Consider the following 4354-nt stretch of genomic DNA (forward strand, 5'->3'; position numbering starts at 1 on the left):
ACTCGGCCGTCGGCCGCTGGGGCAATCTTGCCCGCACCGGCTGCCGCTCCTCGGGTCGCGGCTGCACTAGCTCCACGTTCAGCCCAAGCGCCCGCATCTCCTTGACGAGGACGTTGAAGCTTTCCGGGATGCCCGCCTCGAAGGTGTCGTCGCCGCGCACGATGGCCTCGTAGACCTTGGTGCGGCCGGCAACGTCGTCCGATTTGACGGTCAGCATCTCCTGCAGCGTGTAGGCCGCGCCGTAAGCCTCGCGCGCCCACACCTCCATTTCGCCGAAGCGCTGGCCGCCGAACTGCGCCTTCCCGCCCAGCGGCTGCTGAGTGACAAGGCTGTAAGGCCCAATCGAGCGTGCGTGGATCTTGTCGTCCACAAGATGGTGAAGCTTCAACATATAGATGTAGCCCACCGTCACCTTGCGCTCGAACGGCTCGCCGGTGCGCCCGTCATGTAGCGTCACCTGCCCGGAGGTGTCGAGATCGGCTGCCTGGAGCAGCGCCGTCACGTCGCCCTCATGCGCCCCATCGAACACCGGGGTGGCTACGGGAACGCCGTCGCGCAGATCCTCGCTCACCTCGATGAGACGATCATCTTTCAGCGCACCGACTGCCTTGTCGTCACCATAGACGGACTTGAGCAGGTCTTTGAGCGGCTTCACCTTCTTTGAGGCATTGTACGCATCGAGAGCTTCGCCGATCTTGCGGCCCAAGCCCCGGCACGCCCAGCCGAGATGGGTCTCCAGAATCTGGCCCACATTCATGCGGCTCGGCACGCCGAGCGGGTTGAGCACGATGTCGATCGGGGTTCCGTCATCCAGATACGGCATGTCCTCGATCGGCACGATCTGACTGATCACGCCCTTGTTGCCATGGCGCCCGGCCATCTTATCGCCGGGCTGGATCTTGCGCTTCACCGCGACGAAAACTTTGACCATCTTCATCACGCCCGGAGGCAGCTCGTCGCCGCGCTGCAGTTTGTCAACTTTGTCGACGAAGCGCTGCTCGAGCCCCTTCTTGGCGTCTTCATATTGACGGCGGATGGCCTCGACTTCGGCCATGGCCTTCTCGTTCTTGAGCGCGACCTCCCACCAATAGGAACGTGGTACCTCATCGAGCAATGCCTCGGTGACCTTGGCGTCCTTCTTGATGCCCTTTGGTCCCTTCGACACGACCTTGTGCATCAGCACGTCTTTGAGACGGCCGTACACATTGCGGTCGAGGATGGCGAGCTCGTCGTCGCGGTCCTTAGCGAGACGCTCGATCTCCTCCCGCTCGATGGCCATTGCGCGTTCGTCCTTCTCTACGCCGTGTCGATTGAACACGCGCACCTCGACGATTGTCCCGGTCACGCCGGGCGGTAGCTTGAGCGAGGTGTCGCGCACGTCGGACGCCTTCTCGCCGAAAATGGCGCGGAGCAATTTCTCCTCCGGCGTCATCGGGCTCTCGCCCTTTGGCGTGATCTTGCCGACCAGAATGTCGCCAGGATTCACCTCGGCGCCGATATAGACGATACCCGCCTCGTCGAGGTTCTTCAGCGCCTCCTCCGAGACGTTCGGGATATCGCGCGTGATCTCTTCCGGCCCGAGCTTGGTGTCGCGGGCCATTACCTCGAACTCCTCGATATGGATCGAGGTAAACACGTCGTCGCGCACGACGCGCTCGGAGATCAGGATGGAATCCTCGAAGTTGTAGCCCATCCATGGCATGAAGGCGACAAGCACGTTTCGCCCGAGCGCGAGCTCGCCGAAATCGGTCGATGGACCGTCGGCGATGATCTCGCCAGCCTGCACCTGATCGCCTACCCGCACGAGCGGGCGCTGATTGATGCAGGTGTTCTGGTTCGAGCGCTGGAACTTGCGTAGATTATAGATGTCAACGCCTGACTTCGACGGATCGGTTTCCTCGGTCGCCCGCACCACGATGCGGGTGGCGTCGACCTGATCGACTACGCCGGTACGGCGTGCGCCAATCGCAGCGCCTGAATCGCGGGCCACCACCTCTTCCATACCGGTGCCGACGAGCGGCGCTTCCGCCGTGATCAGCGGCACGGCCTGACGCTGCATATTGGAACCCATGAGAGCCCGGTTGGCGTCGTCGTTCTCGAGGAACGGAATAAGCGCGGCCGCCACCGACACGAGCTGCTTCGGCGACACGTCAATGAGGTCGACCCTCTCCGGCGGAATCAGCTCCACGTCGCCGGCATGCCGGCACACGATCAGCTCCTCGGTGAAGGTGCCGTTCGGCGCGAGCTTCGCATTGGCTTGCGCGATGATGTAGCGCGCCTCCTCCATGGCCGAGAGGTAAACCACCTCGTCGGTCACTTTGCCCTTGACCACGCGGCGGTAAGGACTCTCGATGAAGCCGTATTTGTTCACTCGCGCATAGGTGGCGAGCGAGTTGATGAGACCGATATTCGGTCCCTCCGGCGTCTCGATCGGACAGATGCGGCCGTAATGGGTTGGGTGCACGTCGCGCACCTCAAAGCCGGCCCGTTCGCGGGTGAGACCGCCAGGCCCAAGCGCGGAGAGCCGCCGCTTGTGGGTGATCTCCGACAGCGGGTTCGTCTGATCCATAAACTGCGACAGCTGGGAAGACCCGAAGAACTCGCGGACCGCGGCAGCCGCTGGCTTCGCATTGATCAGGTCCTGCGGCATCACCGTGTCGATATCAACGGAGCTCATGCGCTCCTTGATCGCCCGCTCCATGCGCAAGAGGCCCACGCGATACTGATTCTCCATCAGCTCGCCGACTGACCGCACACGTCGGTTGCCAAGATGATCGATGTCGTCGATCTCGCCCTTGCCGTCGCGCAGGTCCACGAGCGTCTTGATGACGGCCAGAATGTCCTCTTTGCGCAGCGTGCGCACTGTATCCGGGCATTCGAGGTCGAGCCGCATATTCATCTTGACGCGGCCCACGGCGGACAGGTCGTACCGCTCGGAGTCGAAGAAAATGCCGTTGAACAGCGTCGCAGCGGCCTCGAGCGTCGGCGGCTCACCGGGACGCATGACGCGATAGATATCGAGGAGCGCCTCCTCGGTATTCGAATTCTTGTCGATGGCAAGCGTGTTGCGGATGAAGGCGCCGACATTGACATGGTCGATATCGAGGAGCGGGAGCTCCTTGAGACTCAGCTCTCTCAATGCGGCGACGAGCTTGGCATCGATCTCCTCGCCAGCCTCGGCGTAGATCTCGCCAGTCTCCATGTTGACGATGTCCTCTGCGAGGTAGCGGCCATGGAGATCCTCGTCCTTTACGAGGAGATCCTTCAGGCCTTCATCGGCGAGCTTCTTGGCGAGACGGGCCGTGACCTTGCGGCCAGCTTCGATCGCGGTCTTGCCGGTCTTGGCGTCGATCAGATCGCTCGACGACTTGATGCCGCGCATCCGGTCGGGTCGGAACGGCATCCGCCAGCCTTCCTTGGTGGCCTTGAGTGGAATGCGGTCATAGAAGGTCGAGAGGATCTCTTCGTCGTCGAGGCCGAGCGCATAGAGAAGCGTCGTCACCGGAAGCTTCCGGCGTCGGTCGATGCGCACATAGACGATGTCCTTGGCGTCGAACTCGAAGTCGAGCCAGGAGCCGCGATAGGGAATGATGCGGGCTGCGAAGAGCAGCTTGCCAGAGGAATGGGTCTTGCCGCGGTCGTGGTCGAAGAACACGCCCGGGCTGCGATGCATCTGCGAGACAATGACACGCTCGGTGCCGTTGATGACGAAGGTGCCGTTCGACGTCATGAACGGCATGTCGCCCATATAGACGTCCTGCTCCTTGATGTCCTTGACCGAGCGGGCGCCAGTTTCCTCGTTCACATCGAACACGATGAGCCTGAGGGTCACCTTCAACGGCGCGGCGAAGGTCATGCCGCGCTGCTGACACTCATCGACGTCATATTTCGGCTGCTCGAAGGCATAGCGCACAAACTCAAGCTGCGCGCGCTCGCCGAAGTCCCGAATGGGAAATACCGAACGGAACACAGCCTGCAGACCCTCGTCGGGACGTCCCCCCTCGGGCTCATCCACCATCAGGAACTGATCGTAGGACTGCTTCTGCACCTCGATAAGGTTGGGCATTTCGGCCACTTCATGGATGCGGCCAAACATTTTCCGCAACCGCTTACGACCGTTCGAAGAAGTCTGCTGCGCCATGTGGTCCTCTCAAGCTCGAAGAGACGGCTCACCCGAGCCCCCACAGTTCGATTGCGGAGGTTCTGGCGAAGCGTCACTGACAATTGATGGGTTATGCCCGTGCGGAGTCCCGATCGGCAATATCGGGTCCGCACGGCACATTTTCAACCCAAGCTATTTCAACTCGACGGTCGCGCCAGCGCCCTCGAGCTGCTTCTTTATCTTGTCTGCCTC

The 4354-nt window shown here is 61.7% G+C and carries 1 protein-coding gene; it reads right to left on the reverse strand.

The features are described 5' to 3' along the window. Positions 1-4141: DNA-directed RNA polymerase subunit beta (gene rpoB / locus VEJ16_13455; GenBank protein HYB10670.1), on the reverse strand; the 4141-nt coding region annotated here is incomplete at its 3' end. Between the last annotated feature and the right edge of the window lie 213 nt (positions 4142-4354).

The sequence above is a fragment of the Alphaproteobacteria bacterium genome (assembly GCA_035625915.1).
In the GTDB taxonomy this organism is placed as follows: Bacteria; Pseudomonadota; Alphaproteobacteria; order JACZXZ01; family JACZXZ01; genus DATDHA01.